Here is an 18,421-nt window from a genome sequence, read left to right as displayed (position 1 = left end):
GATCTGAGCACCGATGCTAGCTGGCGTGCCGGCGCCTGTCCTGCGAGAATAGGTCCGCAACCTTGGAGAAAAGGACATGGCGCGCGCCTCCCGCCCCCGTTCCGCCTCGGCCTCCGCCGGCCCCCGCTCGCGGCAGCCGTTGCCCGATCCCACCCCCGAGACGCTGGCGCTGGGCGATACCTACGCCGATGCGCCGGCCTATGTCCGCTTCGACCGCAGCCCGCTGCCGGTCACGGCGATGGCGGCCGACTACCTGCCGGGGCACGTGACCCAGCGGCACCAGCATCCGCATGCGCAGCTGATTCACGCCGTGCATGGGGTGATGGTGGTGGCCACCGCCGAAGGCCAGTGGATCGTGCCGCCCACGCGCGGCATGTGGATGCCGGGCGGCACCACGCACTGGATCCGCATGGTCGGGCGGGTGCAGATGCGCACCGCCTATATCCGCCCCGATGCAGCGCCCGACCTGCCGCAGCGCTGCACGGTGCTGGGCATCTCGCCGCTGCTGCGCGAGCTGATCCTGGCCGCGGTGGAGATCGCCTTGCCCTACGCGCCCGACACGCGCGATGCGCGCCTGATGCGGCTGCTGCTCGATGAAGTGATGCTGGTGCCGTCGCTGCCGCTGCACCTGCCGCGCCCGGCCGATGCCAGCCTGCGGCAGATCTGCGAGGCCATCGCCGAGGCGCCCGACACCGCGCTGACCCTGGCGGACTGGGGCATGCGGCTGGGACTGGATCCCAAAACCATCCAGCGCCGCTTTGCACGCGAAACCGGCATGACCTTCGGCCAATGGCGCCAGCAGGCGCGCCTGCTGGCCGCACTGGAAAAGCTGGCGGCCGGCAGCAAGGTGGTGGATGTGGCGCTGGACCTGGGCTACGACAGCCCGAGCGCGTTCGCGACCATGTTCCGGCGGCAGTTCGGCGTGCCGCCGAGCGCGTTCTTCCGTTGAGGCCCTGGAGCGAGGAAGCCGCGCTCAGTTGCCCAGGTAGCGCTCCACCAGCCGGGTCCAGTAGGCCGCGCCGACGGTCAGGTTGTCGTCGTTGAAGTCATAGCCGGCGTTGTGCAGCAGCGGCTGGTTGGCGCCGTTGCCCAGCCGCACGAAGCAGCCGGGGCGCTGTTGCAGGAAGTAGGCAAAGTCCTCGCTGCCGGCAATGCGCGCGGCCTGGTCCACTACCTTGCCGGGGCCGACCAGTTCCTCGGCCACCTGCCGCGCGAACTCGGTCTCGCGCTCGCTGTTGACCAGCACCGGGTAGCCGCGCACGTAATCGATCTCTGCCACCGCGCCGTAGCCTTCGGCATGCGCCGTGGCAAGCTGGCGGATGCGGTGCTCCAGCGCGGCGCGCACGTCGGGGCTGAACGAGCGCACGCTGAGTTCCATGCGCGCATGGTCGGGGATCACGTTGGGGGCGTGGCCGGCGTGCAGCGTGCCGATCGTCACCACGGCGGTCTCGTTCGGATCGACATAGCGCGACACCACCGACTGCAGCGCCATCACCAGGCTGCCTGCCACCAGGATCGGATCGACCGACTGGTGCGGTCGCGCGGCGTGGCCGCCCTTGCCGCGGATGGTGATGGTGACGGTGTCGCACGCCGCCATGAACGGACCGGAACGGAACAGGAATGTGCCTTGCTCCACGCCTGGATGGTTATGCAGGCCGAAGATGGCATCGCACGGAAAGCGCTCGAACAGCCCGTCGGCCAGCATGCGCTCGGCACCGCCGCCGGCGCCGATTTCCTCGGCCGGCTGGAAGATCAGGTGCACGGTGCCGTTGAAATTGCGCGTGCGCGCCAGTTGCCTGGCCGCGCCGAGCAGGATCGCGGTGTGGCCATCGTGGCCGCAGGCGTGCATGCGGCCCGCGTTGACGCTGGCGTACGGCAGCGCGGTGCGCTCGTGGATCGGCAGCGCGTCCATGTCGGCGCGGATGCCCACGCTGTGGCCACTTTCGCCGCAGCGCAAGGTCCCCACCACCCCGGTCCCGCCCACACCGCGCGTGACCGCGTAGCCCCAGCCTTCCAGCAAGGTGGCGACCAGGCCGGCCGTGCGGACCTCGTCGAAGGCCAGTTCGGGGTGCTGGTGGATATTGCGCCGGATCGCTTCGAGTTCGGCGCGGCTGTCGAGGGTATCGGCCAGCGCGCAGTATCGATGCTTCAGCGGTGACGCGGGGGACTGGAGGGTGGCGCCGAGGTAAGACTCGATTTCGGGGGCGTGCTCAGACATGACGTTTTGCTCTCTGGCGAAACCTGTATAACCAGTATTTCACGCAGAAAAGGCGAGCGAAACGTCAGGCCCGGTATTTCCTGTAAAACCATGTAATCGGGCCGCTTTCTGCGCCAGATCTGTTGCCCTAATCGTACGCTTTGTGTGGAAACCCAACGCTTTGTATGAAAGCGTATCGCTGGGGAACCCTTTCGGCAGTCCCCTTCAGCGCTCGCCGTACGCCACCACCGGCTGCACCTGCTCGCCCAGCTTATCCACGCCCAGGCGCATGGTGTCGCCGGCTTTCAGGAAGCGCGGCGGCTTGAAGCCCATGCCCACGCCGGGCGGGGTGCCGGTCGCGATCAGGTCGCCTGGCAGCAGCGTCATGAAGCGGCTGACATAGCTGACCAGCGTGGCCACGTCGAACACCATGGTCGCGGTGGTGCCCTGCTGCACGCGCTCGCCGTTGACCTCCAGCCACAGGCCCAGCGCCTGCGGGTCCGGCACTTCGTCGCGGGTCACCAGCCACGGGCCGGCCGGGCAGAAGGTGTCGCAGCCCTTGCCCTTGTCCCAGGTGCCGCCGCGCTCGATCTGGAACTCGCGCTCGGAGACATCGTTGACCACGCAGTAGCCGGCCACATGCTCCAGCGCCTGCTCGCGCGAAACATTGCGCGCAGTAGTGCCGATGATCACGCCCAGCTCCACTTCCCAGTCGGTCTTGTGCGAGCCGAACGGCAGCATCACCGCATCGTTGGGACCATTGAGCGAGCTGTTGGCCTTCAGGAATACGATCGGCTCGGCCGGCAGCGGCATGCCGGCTTCGGCGGCGTGGTCGGCATAGTTCAGGCCGATCGCCACGATCTTGCCGATACCGGTCCAGGGCACGCCAAAGCGCGCGCCTTCGATGACCGGCAGGGTGTGCGGATCGACCTGGGCCAGCGACTGCAGCGCGGCCGGCGCCAACTGCGCCGCATCGACATCGTGGATCACGGCGGAAAGATCGCGCACGCGGCCTGCCTCATCGATCATGCCGGGGCGCTCCGCGCCGGGGTTGCCTACTCGAACCAGTTTCATCGTCGTCGTTGGGTGGTGTGTGTTCTTGGAAGGGGTTCAGGCAGATTGCTTGAGCGCGCCGTTGCGCGCATTGCCTTCGGCCAGCGTCTGCGCCACCACGGTCAGCACTTCCCGCGCGGTGTTCTCCGAATGGCTGCGCAGCACCTGCGCCAGCCGCGGCCGGCCGGGTTCGCGCAGCGCGGCCATGATGGCCTCGTGTTCCTCGTGCGACTCCTGCCAGCGCAGGGTATCGGCGTTGGCGGCGCCGCGGGCGCGGTGCACCTTGCTCATCAGCGTGGCGTAGACGCCGGCCAGCACCGGGTTGGCGGCGCCGTCGATGATGAGCTGGTGGATCTCCTGGTTGATGCGGAAATAGTCGGTGCGCCGGCCGGCCGTGTGGGCATCGATCATGGCCTGGTGGCGCCGCTCCAGCTTGGCCATCGCCGCCGCGCCCAGCCGCTGCGCCGCCAGCTCGCCCGCCAGCGCCTCCAGCCCGTGCAGGGTTTCGAAGGTGGCGCGCAGTTCTTCCAGGTCCAGCGGCGCCACCCGGTAGCCGATGTACTGCCGGTGCAGCACCAGTCCCTCGGACACCAGCACTTTCAGCGCCTCGCGCAGCGGTGTCTTCGAGACATCGAAGGTCTCGCAGAAGGCCCGTTCGTCGATGCGCGCGCCGGGCGGCAGTTCGCCCTCTTCGATCATGGTGCGCAGCCGCGCGGCGATCTCGGCCGACATGCCGAGCGTGCGCAGGCGCGCGGAAGGGGAAAGCGTTTGTGTCACAGACGTCACCAAATTGGGGAAATGCACCACAGCAAGGCTACCACACCCCGAAATTGTGCATCCGCAACATCGTAAAATCAATGAGTTAGGCGCGTTGTAATTACAGATTACGTATCCTATACTCCGGCCTGTTGCGCGACACCCCATCAGAACTGCCTCAACCAAAGGACGAAAACAGGAGACGCCGTCATGCAGACGACAACGCGGGCAACAGTGATGACCGAGGCCAGGACCTCGGTGCGCTGGAAGATTTTCTTGATGATGCTGTTTCTCATCGCGATCAACTACATCGATCGCGCCTCGCTGTCGGTGGCTATGCCGCTGATCGCCAAGGAGTTCGACCTCAGCCCCACCATGCAGGGCCTGATCCTCAGCTCCTTCTTCTGGACCTACGCGCTGATGCAGGTACCGGGCGGCATGCTGGCCGACAAGTACAAGCCGCGCATCGTGATTGCGTGTGCCACCGTGTTCTGGGGCATTGCCCAGGCCGTGGCGGCCTTCACCACCAACGCCACGCAGCTGCTGCTGACACGCCTGGGCCTGGGCGCGGCCGAGGCGCCGATCTACCCGGCCGGCGGCAAGCTCAACGCGATCTGGATGACGCAGAACGAGCGCGGCCGCGGCGCCACCCTGCTGGACGGCGGCGCCCCGCTGGGCGCGGCCCTGGGCGCGATCATCATCACCTGGCTGATCGCCGCGCTGGACTCGTGGCGGCTGGCCTTTATCGTCGCCGGCGTGGGTACGGTACTGGCCGGCGTGCTGGCCTGGTACTACGTGCGCAATTCCCCGCGCGAGCACCGCGGCGTCAACGAACTGGAAGCCCGCTACATCGAGGACGCCCTGGCCAATGAACACCGCGCCGAGCCGGCCAACCTGTCGGGCCGCTCCCTCGACTTCTTCAAGTACCGCTCGGTGTGGTGCATGGCGATCGGCTGGATGTGCTTCAACACCGTGTTCTACGGGCTGCTGACCTGGATGCCCAACTACCTGAACAAGGTGCACGGCTTCGACATCAAGCAGATGGGCGGCGCCAGCTTCATCATCTTCTTCAGCGGCTTCGTCGGCGAACTGATCGGCGGCTGGATCGCCGACAAATGGAAGGAAGCCGGCGGCCGGCCCAACGTGGTGATGCGCACGCTGTTCGGCATCGCCGCGGTGGTGGCGACGGCGTCGATCTTCTCGGTGGCCTATGTCACCGACCCGCTGGTGGTGGTCGTGCTGCTGTCGTCCACGCTGTTCTTCCTGCGCTGGTGCGGCCTGTTCTGGTGCGTGCCGTCGATGCTGGGCACGCGCAACAAGGTCGGCTTCCTGGGTGGCGTGATGAACCTGGGCGGCAATATCGGCGGCATCTCGGTGCCGATCATCGTCGGCATGATCGTGCAGTTCACCGGCTCGTACTTCCTGGCGCTGATGTTCTTTGCCGCGGCCGGCGTGGGCCTGCTGCTGGCTTCCACCGCGATCGACTACGAGACTAAGATCCCGGTCTGAAGACCCGTCGGATCACCGAGCTCCGCCAACACAAGAAATCCCGCGACAGGCGCCGGCAACGTCCCGGCGCCCGCACTCACTCCTGAGACAAGAGCAAAATGACCAAGCAAATCCGACTCGGCATGCTGACGCCGTCTTCCAACACCGCGCTCGAACCCATCACCAGCGCGATGGTCGCCGGCCTGCCCCATGTCAGCGCGCATTTCTCGCGCTTCACCGTCACCGAGATCTCGCTGCGCGACCAGGCCCTGGGCCAGTTCAACCTCGACAAGATCCTGGCCGCCGCCAGCCTGCTGGCCGACGCGCGTGTCGACGTCATCGCCTGGAACGGCACCTCTTCCGGCTGGCTCGGCTTCGACAAGGACGAAGCGCTGTGCAGGCAGATCACCGAAGCTACCGGCATCCCGGCCACGACCTCGGTGCTGGCGCTCAACGAGATCCTGGAAAAGACCGGCGCGCGCAACTTCGGCCTGGCCACGCCATACCTCGATGACGTGCAGCAGCGCATCATCGCCAACTATGAGCGCAGCGGCTTCCATTGCGTGGCCGAGAGCCACCTGGACCTGCACGTGAACTACAGCTTCGCCGAGGTCGAGGAAGACACCATCCGCGAGATGGTGCGCGGGCTGGCGCAGCACCAGCCGCAGGCCATCACCACCTTCTGCACCAACCTGCGCGCCGCGCACCTGGCCGAAGAACTGGAAGCCGAGACCGGCATCCCGCTGTACGACACCATCTCCACGGTGGTATGGAAGTCGCTGCGCCTGTGCGGCGTGGATACGCGCGAGCTGCGCGGCTGGGGCCGCCTGTTCCGGGAAGTCGAGTAAGCCGGGACCTCAGTCGGCCCTGTGCAGATCTGCAATGCGCGTCCGCACGGACGCGCATTGCTGCATAAGGGCCCCGATCCTAGACTGCCTCCACGGTCGCCGCATGGCGTGGCGGCCAGGCAACCACTACAGGATCGCGATGAAGCTCTATTACACACCGGGCGTCTGCTCGATGGCCGTCCATATCGCCCTGCGCGAAGCCGGCCTGCCGGTCACGCTGGCCAAAGTCGACCTGCACACCCACAAGCTGGCCGTGCCGGAACACGGCACCGACGACTACTACACCATCAACCCGCGCGGCTACGTGCCGCTGCTGCAGCTGGACGACGGCTCGCGCCATACCGAGGTGGCGTCGCTGCTGCAGTACATTGCCGACCTCGTACCCGAACGCGCGCTGCTGCCCGCGGCCGGCACCCGCGAGCGCCTTGACGCCACCGGCTGGATCACGCTGGTGTCGACGGAATTGCACAAGGTCTTCAGCCCGTGGCTGTGGCACAAGGAAACCGCGCAAAGCACGCAGGACGAGTGCAAGGCCAAGCTGCAGCGCCGCTTTGCCGAACTCGACCAGCACCTGCAAACCCGCCAGTACCTGACGGGCGACACCTTCACGGTGGCCGATGCGTACTGCTTCACCATCGTCGGCTGGGCCCGCATCCTCAGGCTGCCGCTGAACGACTACCCGGCGCTGCAGCAATACCTGTCGCGCGTGGGCGCGCGGCCCGCGGTGCAGGAAGCAATGCGAGCCGAAGGGCTGGTGCGCGACTGAGCCCAGCCGCACCGAGGATCGCTGCTCAGCGCGGCGCCGCGAGCAGCGATTCGATCTTCGCCACCAGTTCCTTGTCGTCCGGCGTGGTGCGGCTGCCGTAGCTGGCCACCACCTTGCCGTCGCGGCCGATCAGGTACTTGTAGAAATTCCATTTCGGCGTAGTGCCGGTCTGCTTTGCCAGCAGCGCGTACATCGGGTTGGCGTCGCTGCCGCGCACATGCGATTTGCCCAGCATCGGGAACTTGACGCCGTAGGTGTTGTAGCAGAAGTCCGCGATCTCCTTCTGCGAGCCCGGCTCCTGCGAGAAGTCATTGGACGGAAAACCCAGCACCACCAGCCCGCGCGCGTTGTACTTGGCGTACAGCGCCTCCAGCCCTTCGTACTGCGGCGTGAAACCGCAATAGCTCGCGGTATTGACCACCAGCACCACCTTGCCAGCGTACTGGCACAGGTTCTGTGGCGCATCGTCCTGCAGGCGTGGGAAGGTGAAGTTGAGCGATGCCGGGCAGCTGCTAGCGGCGACGGGGACGGCGGGCTTGTCGGCAGCGCGCAACGGCGCCGGCAACAGGGCTGCGCTGGCGGCTGCCACGGCAAGGGCGGCAGCCAGGGGAACGGACAGGCGCAAAGGCGGGGGGCGACGGCTCATGACAACGGGGCTCCGGTGGTCGGCTCGCTGGTTCGGGTACGCGTAGTCTACGCCGATGGCGGGCAGCCGGAGGCGGCCGCGCGTCAGTCCATCGCCAGCGTGGCGGCGTGCTCGGTGACGCTGCTGCGCAGCTCCACGTCCGGCATGCGGCGCACGATCAGCAAGGCCAGCACCGCCGCCGCGGCACCCACCGCGAAGATCAGGTGGAAGCCGGATTCGACGCCGCCGGCCAGCACCGCGCGCACCGATGGCGACAGCTGCGCGAAGGCCTCGCTGCCGTGGCGCAGCGCGCCCAGGTCCAGCGCTTGCGTGACCCCCGTGGCCGCCAGCGCCTGGCGGAATTCCAGCGTCAGCAGCGTGCCGGCCAGCGCGCCGCCCAGCGCGCTGCCGAGCGAGCGCAGCACCAGCAGCGCGCCGGTGCCGGCGCCGGTATCGCGGCGCTCCAGCGCGTTCTGCACGCTCATCAGCGTTGCCACCATGGTGATGCCCAGGCCCACGCCCGCCAGCGTCATCGCCGCCAGCACCACGGCCAGCGGCACCGCCGGGGTCACCAGCGCCAGCACGATCAGGCCCAGCGCACCGGCGACATAGCCCGCGCTCAGGATGCCGCGCAGGCGGCCCACGCGCGGCGCCAGCCACGCCACGATAAAGTTGCCCGCCACCGTCGCCAGCAGGAACGGCATCACCAGCAGGCCGGAGGTCGACGCATCGGCGCCGCGCACCAGCTGGAAGTGCAGGGGCAGGGCGAAGATGCACAGGAAGATGTCGAGCGCGGCCAGCGCCGACGCGGCCACGCCCAGCACATAGGCACGATTGGCGAACAGGCGCGGCGGCAGCATCGGGTCGGCCGCGCGGCGCTCCTGCCAGGTCAGCAGCAGCACGGCCGCGACGGCGGCCAGCAGCAGGGCGCCCAGTTCGGGCGAGAGCCAGTCGTAGACATCGCCGCCCCAGCTCATCGCCAGCAGGAAGGCGACGATGGCCACCGCCAGCAGCAGCGCGCCCAGCCAGTCGACGCGCGCACGCCCGCCGCGCGCGGGCAGCATGGCCAGGCCGCGGTAGCACATGAACATCGCCAGCAGGCCCAGCGGCACGTTGACCCAGAACAGCCAGCGCCACGACATGTGGTCCGAGACCCAGCCGCCCACCAGCGGCCCGGCGATCGACGCCACCGCCCACACCGTGGCCAGGTAGCCCTGGTAGCGCCCGCGCTGCCGCGGCGCCACCACGTCGGCGATGGCGGCCTGCGCCAGCGACATCAGCCCGCCGCCGCCCACGCCCTGCAGCGCGCGGAACAGGATCAGCTGCCCCAGCGTCTGCGCCAGCGCGCACGCCACCGAAGCGCCGATGAACAGCGTAATCGCCACCATCAGCAGGCGCCGCCGCCCGAAGCTGTCGGACAGCTTGCCGTACAGCGGCGTCGTCACCGTCGACACGATCAGGTACGCCGTGACGATCCACGACAGGTGGCCGAAGCCGTTCAGGTCATTGGCAATCGCCGGCACCGCCGGGATCACCACGGTCTGGTCGAGCGCGGCCAGCAGGATGCACAGCACGATGCCGCCGATCACGCGCATCACCGCGCGATGGTCATGCGCGGGCAGGGCGGATGCGAGGTTGGGCGAGGACGAGACAGCGGACGCGGCGGGACCGGCGGAGGCGGGCGAAGACATGGGCAAGCACAAGGCCGCATCGATGTGCGGCGAAAGCAACGTCAAAGGCAGGGAATCTCGGCCGGGAACCGCGCGAGGGGGGCGTGATGCCGGAGCGGGTGGCCTAATTCAGCGAACGCATAATTATATGCGGCCAACGAATATCGTGCTGGCGGAGGATCGGGATGGACTGCAGGACCGCGCGCGGCGCTGCTGCCTTGCCGTGAAAGCAAGGAACAAGGCAGGCCGCAGCAAGGCGGCCCTGCTTCAGGCGGATGCAAACGCTAGCGACCGCCGCCAGTGATGTAATGCTCCAGCTGTTCGATGATGAACTGCTGCTCGGAGATGATGTCCTTGACCAGGTCGCCGATCGACAGCATGCCGATCAGCTCGTCGCCCTGCATCACCGGCAGGTGGCGCAGCCGGTGCCGGGTCATCAGCGCCATGCATTCGTCGGTGGTCTGGTTGGCGCTGACGTAGATGACCGCGGTGGTCATGATGTCGCGCACCAGCGTCTCGCGCGAGGTGCGCTGCATCAGGATCACCTTGCGCGCGTAATCACGCTCGCTGATGATGCCCTTGATCTCGCCATGCTCGATGACCAGCAGCGCACCGATGCCTTTCTCGGCCATCAGCTGCAGCGCGGCGTAGACGGACGCCGTGGGCGGAATGCTGTAGATGGCCTGACTCGGCTTGGACTCCAGAACCTGGCGTGCGGTTTTCATCACCAACTCCTTTTCCGTCGAGAAAACATGCGGCTGGCGCTACCTGGCTTGCTGCCAATGGAACCAGAGTAGCAAAGGATCGCGCGGGCTTACAGGGTGACTTACGCTAATCTTTGTAAGCAAGGGTGTGGCGCTCCCACTACCGGGCGCGCGCATTACTCCGTCAGCATCCGCACCTTCACCTTTTTGCCCTTGACCTTGCCGGCGTTGAGCCGCTTCACCGCCTCGCGGCCGATGCTGCGTTCCACGGCGATATAGGTGGACATTTCCAGCACGTTGATCTTGCCGATCTGCTCCTTGGCAAAGCCGGCCTCGCCGGTCAGCGCGCCCAGGATATCGCCCGGGCGGATCTTCTCCTTGCGCCCGCCCAGCATCTGCAGCGTCACCATCGGCGGCAGCAAGCGCTCGGTGCTCGCCGGCGTCAGCTCGGCCAGCGGGTGCCATTCGAACTCGCCGCCGTGGTGCTGCTCCAGGTTGCCCACGCGCCCCATCTCGTCCATGCTGACCAGGCTGAAGGCCCAGCCCTCCTGGTCGGCACGGCCGGTGCGGCCGATGCGGTGCACGTGGACTTCCGGGTCGGGCGTGATCTCGACATTGATCACTGCCTCGAGCTGGGCGATATCGAGCCCGCGCGCCGCCACGTCGGTGGCCACCAGCACCGAGCAGCTGCGGTTGGCAAATTGCACCAGCACCTGGTCGCGCTCGCGCTGCTCCAGTTCGCCATGCAGCGCCAGCGCCTGGTAGCCCTGCGCGCGCAGCAGTTCCACCAGGTCGCGGCAGCGCGCCTTGGTATTGCAGAACGCCAGCGTGCTGGCCGGGCGGAAGTGGTCCAGCAGCCGCCCCACCGCGTTCAGGCGCTCGCTTTCCTCCACCTCGTAGAAGCGCTGGCGGATGGTGCTGTTGTCATGCGTGGCCTCCAGCTTGAGCGACTGCGGGCTGCGCAGGAAGCGGTGGCTGAGCTTGTCGATGCCGGGCGGGTAGGTCGCCGAAAACAGCAGCGTCTGCCGATCCCTGGGGCAGCGGCTCGCCACATAGGCGATATCGTCGAAGAAGCCCATGTCGAGCATGCGGTCGGCCTCGTCCAGCACCAGCGTGTTGATGGCCGACAGATCCAGGCTGCCGCGATCGATATGGTCCAGGATGCGGCCCGGCGTGCCGACCACGATATGCGCGCCATGGATCAGGCTGTCGACCTGCGGGCGCATCGGCGCGCCGCCGCACAGCGTCAGCACCTTGACGTTCTCTTCGGCGCGCGCCAGGCGGCGGATTTCCTGCGTGACCTGGTCGGCCAGCTCGCGCGTGGGGCACAGCACCATGGACTGCACGTCGAAGCGGCGCGGATCGAGCCGGTGCAGCAGCGCCAGCCCGAACGCCGCGGTCTTGCCGCTGCCGGTCTTGGCCTGCGCCACCAGGTCATGGCCGGCCAATGTGATCGGCAGGCTGGCCGCCTGGATCGGCGTCATTTCGTCATAGCCGAGCTGCGCCAGGGTGGCGAGCATGGCGGGCGACAAGGGCAGGGTGGAGAAAGCGGGGCCGGCTGGCGGCTGGGCGGGGGTAGAGTTCATGCGGGATTATAGCGAGCCTGGGTCAGGCATCCGCGTCAGCGGGCGGCGCCCAGCCCAGCCGCTCCAGCAACGCCTGCGCGGCGGCCGGCGCGCGTTCCTTGGCACCGTTGATGAAGAAGATAAAGACTTCGCGCCTGCGTGCCGCGGGCTTGCGCTCTTCGAGCAGCGGCAGGTCGTCTGGCTGCGCGCCCTGCGCCCATGACTGCGCGCGGGCGGCCCACTCGTCGAGCGCCTTCGGGCCATAGCCGGTGTTCAGCTTTGCGCTGCTTTCCATCAGTCGCGCGTAGACAAAATCCGCGGTCAGGTCCGCCATCGACGGGAATTTCTGCGCATCGGTGAAGACCGTGGCGGCCTTGTACTTGCGCGCGAGCTTTAGGTAGTCCGGCGACCTGAAACTGTCGTGCCGCACCTCCAGCACGTGGCGCAGTGTCACGCCTTCGACAGAGGCCGGCAGCAGTTGCAGGAAGGCCTCGAAATCTTCCGCGTCGAACTGCTTGGTCGGCGCGAACTGCCACACCACCGGCCCCAGCTTGCGGCCCAGCTCGGCAATGCCGCTGTCGATAAAGCGCGCGATCGACTCGCCGGACTCCGCCAGCACGCGGCGGTTGGTGGCAAAGCGCGAGGCCTTCACCGCAAAGACGAAGTCATCCGGGGTTTCGTCGCGCCACTTGGCAAACGAGGTGCGCTTCTGCGTGCCGTGATAGGTGCTGTTGATCTCGATCGCGCTGAGATGCCGGCTGGCGTAGGCCAGTTCGCGCGACTGCGGCAATTTGGCGGGATAGAAGTTGTCGCGCCACGGCGCGTAGTTCCAGCCGCCGATGCCGACGCGCACCAGCCCGGCCGACGCGGCGGCCTTGCGCGATGGCGAGGTCGACGGGGTTTTGGACGGGGCCCTGGACGGGGGCGCAGAGGTTGCGGCAGGCTTTGCTGCGGCCTTCGCCGCGGTGCGTGCTGGCATGGCGCGGTCTCCCGAGACGCGAGACTGGCAGTCTAGCGGGAAACCGCGCGATGCGGTAACGCCGCCGTGGCGATGCGGCCAAATCCATCGCCCATAAAAAAACCGGAAGAGGGCAATGCCCCCTTCCGGCCCGCTCCCCGATCCCCCGGGTTCAGAACGAGAAATTGAGCAGCACGTCCGCGATATTGACGTCCGCGGGCTGCGTCTGCACGGCACCCGCGGCGCTGGTGGCCTGGATGCTGTACTTGCCTGCCGCGGCGCCATCCGGCGACAGCGGGATCGGCAGCGCGGCCTGGTAGGTGCCGATCACCGGCGCGGCCACCGGCAGCGCGGGTTCGGTCGCGAACAGGCTGTAGGCGCCGGTATCGCTGGCGGCCGCGGTCGCGGCGATTTCAAAGGTACCGCCATTGACCAGCTGCAGCGCGCGCAGCGTGGCTTCGGCCGAGGCCGGCGCCACCGCGCCCGAGACGCGGCGATAGGTCGATGCCGGCAGCGTCATCGGCGCCGCGGCGGTCGAGATCGCCGTGGGCGTACCCACCACCACCGGCACGCCGCGCACGATGCCCGCCGCCTTGGCGTTGGCCGCACCCGGCACCACCACCACGTCGACCGGACCGGCCGTGCTGCTTTGCTCGATCGGCGACAGGCGGAAGCTGCCGTTGGCATCCGCCACGGTCGACTTCACCACCACGCCATTGCGCTCGGCATAGACGCGCGCACCGGGGGCCGCGGCCACCACGCCGTTGACTTCGCCGCTGACGGTCATCGGGATCGCGGTCACCACCGGCTTCAGGCCATAGGTGCCATTGCCGCGCGTCACCACCGACTTGCAGGCGTCGAAGTCCAGCACCAGGTCGGTCAGCGTGTCGCGCGCCACCGTGAACGGACGATTGATCTTGATGCCCGACTGGACCGCGCTGGGCGTCTCGAGCGGCTGCTCGACGCCGCCGACGGGGACCACGGAATTGGCCAGGGCCGAGGCACCGCCACCGCGGTTGGCATCCAGCACCAGGCGCACCTGCTGGTAGTTGCCGGCCGGCAGTGCGGTCTGGCCCAGCACCGTCATCACGCCGTTGGTCAGCGACAGCAGGTCGATCTTGCGCGCCGGCACGACGTCGATATCGACCCAGCCCCCCGCGCTGGCCTCGGCACTGGCGCTGCTGTGCACGCGCACCTTGTTCACGGTCACGAACACATTGCTGAAACCGCAGGCCGGCGCATCGGTCATCGATACCTGCAGCGTGCCGCGGCCCGGGCCATCGTCGCCGCCGCCACCGCCGCAGGCAGCCAGCGCAAGGACGCTGCTCAGGGCAAGCAGGCGCAACGGTGCAGAAGTCTTGACAAGGAATGACACAGTAATTTCTCCGTTTATTGTTTGTGGGTTGATCGCAGCATATGTGGCGGTTCGCACAAGCGGTGTAAATCTTTGTAATACGTTGTGAAAAAGTCCCGGCCCATTGTCTGCATGACCGATCAGGAGGTCTTGAGCGATCGCAACCATCTCGCTGCATTGTTTGGTCAACTCCAGCGATCGCAAGCAAATGCATCACATTGCTCAAGTCCAGCCGGTCGCGCTCCGTATACAGCGGGGGTGGAAATCCCACCCTGCAGATTCCTGCAAACGCCCCCAACGATTCCTTACGAAGGATCCCCCCTTGATGTTCACTACCATCCGCGCGCGGATCGTGGCCCTGTGCGTCGCCATCGTGGTCGCCGCCCTCGCCATCAACACGGCACTGAACCAGTTCGTTGCCAACCGCCATAATGAAGACGCCATCGACGGCAGCCTGGCCGCGGTGCAAAGCGGCCATGCCAGCGCCATCGCCGACTGGGTGGCCTCGCACAGCCGAATGATCGAGTCGCTGCAGGACGCCGTGCTGCAGCCCGAACCCGATGCTGCGCTCAGGCAGATCGCGCAGGCCGGGGGCTTCACCAACGTCTACGTCGGCTACGCCGACAAGACCGCGAAGTTTTCCAACCCGCAAGGCATCCCGCCCGGCTACGACCCTACCGGCCGCCCGTGGTACCGGCAGGCCGCGGCGGCCGGCAAACCCGTGGTCACGCCGCCTTACGTCGATGCCGGCACCGGCAAGCTGGTGGTGGCGTTCGCCGCGCCGGTGATGCGCGACGGCGCCGTGCAGGCAGTGGTCTCCGGCGATGTCGCGATGGATACCGTGATCGCCAACGTCAAGGCCATCCATCCGTCGCCGGCCAGCTTCGGCATGCTGGTGGCGCAGAACGGCGACATCGTCGCCCACACCGACGACAAGCTCACGCTCAAGCCGGTCACGGAACTCGTGCCGGCGCTGAGCGCCGACAAGCTCGCCACGCTGGCCGGTGCGAAGACGCCGCTGCAAGTCGAGGTGCACGGCAGCACCAAGCTGCTCGGCGCACGCGCCATCCCCGGCACCGACTGGCTGGTCATCGTCGCGCTGGACCAGGCCGAGGCCACCGCCGGCATGCGCTCCGTGCTGATCGCGTCGGTGATCGCGCTGGTGCTGATCGTCGGCGTGTCTTCGGCGGTGGTGTGGGGCGTGGCGACGATGTCGCTGCGCGGGCTGTCCACCGTGCGCGACGCCATGGACGCGATCGGCTCCGGCGACGGCGACCTGACCCAGCGCCTGCCCGCGCACGGCAACGACGAGGTCGCGCAGATCGCGCGCGCCTTCAACACCTTCGCCGACAAGCTCTGCACCATCATGCGCCAGATCCGCGACGCCAGCGAATCGGTGCGGGCCGCCGCCGATGAAATCGCCGCGGGCAACATGGACCTGTCGCGCCGCACCGAATCCGCCGCCGCCAGCCTGCAGCAGACCGCCGCGTCGATGGAAGAGATCACCGCCACCGTCGGCCAATCGGCCAGTTCGGCGCAGCATGCCAACGAATCCGTCGCCGCCGCCTCGCGCGTGGCCGGCGACGGCGGCGTGGTGATCGGCGAAGTGATCAGCACCATGGGGCAGATCGAGACCGCGTCGGTCAAGGTGTCGGACATCATCGGCGTGATCGAGGGCATCGCCTTCCAGACCAACATCCTCGCGCTGAACGCCGCCGTCGAAGCCGCGCGTGCCGGCGACCAGGGCCGGGGCTTCGCCGTGGTTGCCGGCGAGGTGCGCGCGCTGGCCCAGCGCAGCGCCCAGGCCGCGCGCGAGATCAAGACCCTGATCGAAACCACCGTGGGCAGCGTCGCCTCGGGCTCCGAGCAGGTCCGCCGCGCCGGGGACACCATGGGCGAGATCGTCAGCAACGTCTCGAAAGTGACCGGGATTATCAACGAGATCACTCACGCGACGATGGAACAGACGCGTGGCATTCAAGAGGTGAATATGGCGGTGAGCCAGCTGGACCAGATGGTGCAGCAGAACGCGGCGCTGGTGGAACAGTCGACTGCGGCGGCCGCGGCGCTGCAGACGCAGGCCGGGAGCCTTGCGGGGGCGGTGGGGCAGTTCAGGCTGGGCTGAGATTCCCGGTCGTCATCGCGATTTGCCCGGCGGCACGGGCGCCCGCTCGCGCCGCCCGCCGATCGCCCCGGTGCCCGCGGCCTTCACGATCCTCCGGAAGGTCGCGCACTCCATATGGCTGGGCGCCGGACACACCGCCGCATGCCGCAGCCCGTCGCGCATCGCCGTCAGCTTGCGGATGGTCCGGTCCAGTTCGTCCGCCTTGGCGGCCAGCATCTGCCGGTCGATGCGCGGCTGGCCCTGCGGCGAAAACATCCGCGCGATGTCGTCCAGCGAGAAGCCGGCCGCCCGCCCCAGCGCGATCAGCGCCAGCCGCTCCAGCACCTCCGCATCGAATACGCGCCGCATCCCGCGCCGGCCGATCGATGCGATCAGGCCCTTTTCCTCGTAATAGCGCAGCGTCGATGCCGGCACACCGGCCTGCCGGGCCACTTCCGCAATATCCAGGCTTGTCACCGCTTGACCTCAAGTCGACTTGAACTGGCACAGTGTAGCTTCCAGCCACGCGAGGGGATACGACCATGGGTGAACAACGGCAAACCAGCAGCAACGGCGGCGAGCAGGCCGCACTGTGGAACGGCGCCTCCGGCCAGGCGTGGGTGGAGCACCAGGGCCTGCTGGACGACATGTTCCGGCCACTGGAAGAGCAGCTGGTCCAGGCCGCCGGCAACGCCGCGGCGCAACGCATCCTCGATGTCGGCTGCGGCACCGGCAGCACCACGCTGGCGCTGGCGCGGCGCCTGGGTGAGAAAGGCCATTGCACCGGCATCGACATTTCCGCGCCGATGCTCGCCGCCGCGCAGTCCCGCGCGCAACGCGAGGGCATCAACGCAAGCTTTATCCACGCCGATGCGCAGGAGCACGCCTTCGCGCCGGCGAGCTTCGACATGATCGTGTCGCGCCTGGGCGTGATGTTCTTCAGCGACCCGGTGCGCGCGTTCGCCAACCTGCGCTGGGCCGCGACGTCGGACGCCACGCTGCACTGCATCGCCTGGCGCAGCGCCGCCGAGAACCCCTTCATGACCACCGCCGAGCGCGCCGCCGCCCCGCTGCTGCCGAACCTGCCGCCACGGCAGCCCGGCGCGCCGGGCCAGTTTGCCTTCGGCGACCGCGAACGCGTGTCGACGATCCTGCAAGCGAGCGGCTGGGGCGATATCGCCATCCGACCGACCGACGTGACCTGCACGCTGCCGGAGTCGGCGCTGGCCAGCTACCTGTCGCGTCTCGGCCCGGTCGGGCTGGCACTGCAAGGGGCGGACGCCACCACGCGCGAGCGCGTCGCCACAACCGTGCGCGCCGCGTTCGAGCCCTACGTGCATGGCGACACCGTGCGCTACACCGCGGCGTGCTGGACCATCACGGCGCGCGCGACCGCGGCTGTTTCGCTCAATTGCCGGGACACCAACCATGCCTGATCACACCACTGCCATGCTGCTCCATGCCGCGGTCATCGGCACCGGCGCCACGCTGGTCATGGATGCCTGGGCCATCCTGCGCAAACGTCTGCTCGGCGTGCCTGCGCTGAACTATGGCCTGGTCGGCCGCTGGCTTGCCTGGCTCCCGCGTGGACGTGTCCACCATCAACCCATCGCCGCAACGCCACCGGTGCGCGGCGAGCAGGCCATCGGCTGGATCGCGCATTACCTGACCGGCATCGCGTTCGCGGGGATACTGCTGGCGTTATGGGGCCTGGACTGGGCACGCCAGCCTACGCTGGCACCGGCCCTGATCGTCGGCATCGCCAGCGTCGCCGCGCCTTTCCTGCTGCTGCAGCCCGCAATGGGCGCTGGCATTGCGGCCAGCCGCACGCCACGGCCGAATGTCGCGCGGGTGCATAGCCTGGTGACGCATGTGGTTTTTGGCGTGGGGATGTATGTGGCGGGGTGGGTGGCACGGCTGATCGCCGATCCCAATTGGTCATTGGCGTAATCGCACCCGCCTGTGCGATTCACTCCGGCACCGGATACTTCTTCGCATTGATTTCCATCTTCGCCCGCACCGCGGCGTCCAAATCCACGCCGAGCGCCGTTACCAGCTGGGTCAGGTAGATGGTGATATCCGCAAGCTCCTGCTCCACATGCTCGCGCTTGGCCGTGGACATGATGGCGCGCGATTCGTCCTCGGTCTGCCACTGGAAGATCTCGACCAGTTCGGAGACCTCGACGCTCAGTGCCATCGCGAGGTTCTTGGGGCTGTGGTACTTGCCCCAGTGACGGGCTTCGCCGAAGTCGTAGGCGGCTTGCTGGAGGTTCTTGATATCGATCAGCGGCATGGGGATGTGGCGATAGTGTTTCGCTGCGCGCAGGTATCCG

Annotated in this window: 18 protein-coding genes; 7 read left to right on the top strand and 11 right to left on the bottom strand. The window is 67.8% G+C overall.

Features of this window, described 5'->3' with window-relative positions:
• The first annotated feature begins 76 nt into the window (after positions 1–76).
• The gene (locus tag CBM2588_RS01560; RefSeq protein ID WP_172583545.1) at positions 77–949 is read left to right on the top strand and encodes an AraC family transcriptional regulator; all 873 of its coding nucleotides are present in this window, start codon (positions 77–79) and stop codon (positions 947–949) included.
• 24 nt (positions 950–973) lie between these two features.
• Here CBM2588_RS01560 and CBM2588_RS01555 read toward each other — a convergent pair whose 3' ends face one another.
• The 3 genes from CBM2588_RS01555 to CBM2588_RS01545 all read right to left on the bottom strand — a co-directional run bounded on the left by CBM2588_RS01555 (position 974) and on the right by CBM2588_RS01545 (position 4,174).
• Positions 974–2,218: a M20 aminoacylase family protein gene (locus CBM2588_RS01555; protein ID WP_115679068.1), complete on the bottom strand. Its 1,245-nt coding sequence runs from the start codon at positions 2,216–2,218 to the stop codon at positions 974–976.
• Positions 2,219–2,422: 204 nt separating this feature from the next.
• Complete coding sequence (locus CBM2588_RS01550) at positions 2,423–3,271, bottom strand: fumarylacetoacetate hydrolase family protein (protein ID WP_115679067.1); 849 nt, start codon at positions 3,269–3,271, stop codon at positions 2,423–2,425.
• 36 nt (positions 3,272–3,307) lie between these two features.
• Positions 3,308–4,174, bottom strand: a complete 867-nt coding sequence (locus CBM2588_RS01545; RefSeq protein ID WP_231942087.1) for a GntR family transcriptional regulator — start codon at positions 4,172–4,174, stop codon at positions 3,308–3,310.
• A gap of 42 nt (positions 4,175–4,216) precedes the next feature.
• Here CBM2588_RS01545 and CBM2588_RS01540 point away from each other — a divergent pair, with 42 nt between their 5' ends.
• The 3 genes from CBM2588_RS01540 (at position 4,217) to gstA (ending at position 7,108) form a co-directional block, all read left to right on the top strand.
• On the top strand, positions 4,217–5,515 hold the full coding sequence (locus CBM2588_RS01540; protein ID WP_115679065.1) for an MFS transporter: 1,299 nt from the start codon (positions 4,217–4,219) through the stop codon (positions 5,513–5,515).
• A gap of 98 nt (positions 5,516–5,613) precedes the next feature.
• Positions 5,614–6,342 carry a maleate cis-trans isomerase family protein gene (locus CBM2588_RS01535; protein WP_115679064.1) on the top strand — a complete coding sequence of 243 codons (729 nt, stop codon included), beginning with the start codon at positions 5,614–5,616 and terminating at the stop codon, positions 6,340–6,342.
• Between the two features lie 139 nt (positions 6,343–6,481).
• On the top strand, positions 6,482–7,108 hold the full coding sequence (gene gstA / locus CBM2588_RS01530; RefSeq protein ID WP_115679063.1) for a glutathione transferase GstA: 627 nt from the start codon (positions 6,482–6,484) through the stop codon (positions 7,106–7,108).
• 25 nt (positions 7,109–7,133) lie between these two features.
• Here the strand turns inward: gstA and CBM2588_RS01525 are convergent, their stop codons facing one another.
• From CBM2588_RS01525 to CBM2588_RS01500, 6 genes are all read right to left on the bottom strand, one after another.
• Entirely contained in the window at positions 7,134–7,754 is a 621-nt protein-coding gene (locus CBM2588_RS01525; protein WP_115679062.1) for a glutathione peroxidase, read from the bottom strand.
• Positions 7,755–7,837: 83 nt separating this feature from the next.
• Positions 7,838–9,328 carry an MDR family MFS transporter gene (locus CBM2588_RS01520; RefSeq protein WP_115679061.1) on the bottom strand — a complete coding sequence of 497 codons (1,491 nt, stop codon included), beginning with the start codon at positions 9,326–9,328 and terminating at the stop codon, positions 7,838–7,840.
• Positions 9,329–9,687: 359 nt separating this feature from the next.
• A complete protein-coding gene (locus tag CBM2588_RS01515; protein WP_018006712.1) occupies positions 9,688–10,128 on the bottom strand; it encodes a CBS domain-containing protein in 441 nt (146 codons plus the stop codon).
• A gap of 155 nt (positions 10,129–10,283) precedes the next feature.
• Complete coding sequence (gene dbpA / locus CBM2588_RS01510; protein WP_115679060.1) at positions 10,284–11,693, bottom strand: ATP-dependent RNA helicase DbpA; 1,410 nt, start codon at positions 11,691–11,693, stop codon at positions 10,284–10,286.
• Positions 11,694–11,715: 22 nt separating this feature from the next.
• Entirely contained in the window at positions 11,716–12,651 is a 936-nt protein-coding gene (locus CBM2588_RS01505; RefSeq protein ID WP_115679059.1) for a DUF72 domain-containing protein, read from the bottom strand.
• Between the two features lie 151 nt (positions 12,652–12,802).
• On the bottom strand, positions 12,803–14,005 hold the full coding sequence (locus CBM2588_RS01500) for a DUF4382 domain-containing protein (protein ID WP_115679058.1): 1,203 nt from the start codon (positions 14,003–14,005) through the stop codon (positions 12,803–12,805).
• A gap of 304 nt (positions 14,006–14,309) precedes the next feature.
• Here CBM2588_RS01500 and CBM2588_RS01495 point away from each other — a divergent pair, with 304 nt between their 5' ends.
• The gene (locus CBM2588_RS01495) at positions 14,310–16,109 is read left to right on the top strand and encodes a methyl-accepting chemotaxis protein (RefSeq protein WP_115679057.1); all 1,800 of its coding nucleotides are present in this window, start codon (positions 14,310–14,312) and stop codon (positions 16,107–16,109) included.
• 12 nt (positions 16,110–16,121) lie between these two features.
• On the opposite strand, the gene CBM2588_RS01490 is transcribed toward CBM2588_RS01495, so the two are convergent.
• Positions 16,122–16,565, bottom strand: coding sequence for a helix-turn-helix domain-containing protein (locus CBM2588_RS01490; RefSeq protein ID WP_115679056.1), 444 nt, complete (start codon positions 16,563–16,565; stop codon positions 16,122–16,124).
• A 65-nt stretch (positions 16,566–16,630) separates the two neighbouring features.
• Here CBM2588_RS01490 and CBM2588_RS01485 point away from each other — a divergent pair, with 65 nt between their 5' ends.
• Complete coding sequence (locus CBM2588_RS01485; protein WP_115679055.1) at positions 16,631–17,524, top strand: class I SAM-dependent methyltransferase; 894 nt, start codon at positions 16,631–16,633, stop codon at positions 17,522–17,524.
• Positions 17,517–18,038 carry a DUF2938 domain-containing protein gene (locus tag CBM2588_RS01480; RefSeq protein WP_115679054.1) on the top strand — a complete coding sequence of 174 codons (522 nt, stop codon included), beginning with the start codon at positions 17,517–17,519 and terminating at the stop codon, positions 18,036–18,038. Before CBM2588_RS01485 ends, CBM2588_RS01480 begins: the two co-directional genes overlap by 8 nt.
• 19 nt (positions 18,039–18,057) lie before the next feature.
• Here CBM2588_RS01480 and CBM2588_RS01475 read toward each other — a convergent pair whose 3' ends face one another.
• Positions 18,058–18,381, bottom strand: coding sequence for a nucleotide pyrophosphohydrolase (locus CBM2588_RS01475; RefSeq protein WP_115679053.1), 324 nt, complete (start codon positions 18,379–18,381; stop codon positions 18,058–18,060).
• Positions 18,382–18,421: the final 40 nt, after the last annotated feature.

This window comes from Cupriavidus taiwanensis, from assembly GCF_900250075.1.
In the GTDB taxonomy this organism is placed as follows: Bacteria; Pseudomonadota; Gammaproteobacteria; order Burkholderiales; family Burkholderiaceae; genus Cupriavidus; species Cupriavidus taiwanensis_C.
The sequence above is the reverse complement of the archived record's forward strand: the minus strand, read 5'-3'. Positions and strand labels throughout refer to the sequence as shown.